We start from the raw sequence: 513 nt of genomic DNA on the forward strand, positions 1-513 counted from the left end.
TGTTGAAACCGCCAGCCTATCCGAAATCGAACTTGGAGAGTATTGCCGTTCTAAAGGCCTATATCCAGAACAAGTGGCTCAATGGCGTCAAGCTTGTATTAATGGTACTGCATCTGCTAAATCCAGTGATAAGGAAGCGCAAGCTAAGTTAAAAGCTGAGCGCCTCAAGACCAAGCAACTTGAGAAAGAACTTCGGCGGAAAGAGAAAGCGTTGGCAGAAACCGCAGCATTGCTGGTGCTGAGAAAAAAGTTCAATGCCCTTTGGGAGGACGACGAGGTCGATTAACACTTCTAACTGAGCGAAAACAAATAACCACATGGGTCGAAGAAGCCGTTGCCTCCGGAGCTCGCAAGACGATGGCTTGTAAGACCATTGAGCTGCCAATTCGTACGCTCCAACGTTGGTTAAATAAAGGGGTTGCCGAAGGTGACAGACGGTTAACTGCAAAACGGCCGGTACCGGCAAATAAGCTGTCTGAAGACGATGTGGCCCGGATCCTTGAGATCTGTAAT

Annotated in this window: 1 pseudogene; it reads left to right on the forward strand. The window is 48.3% G+C overall.

Features of this window, described 5'->3' with window-relative positions:
• Window positions 1-286, forward strand: a pseudogene (locus tag MD588_RS25930) (IS3 family transposase); the annotation flags it as partial.
• Window positions 287-513: the final 227 nt, after the last annotated feature.

Origin of the sequence: Photobacterium obscurum (genome assembly GCF_026191635.1) — a bacterium.
GTDB classification, from domain to species: Bacteria; Pseudomonadota; Gammaproteobacteria; order Enterobacterales; family Vibrionaceae; genus Photobacterium; species Photobacterium obscurum.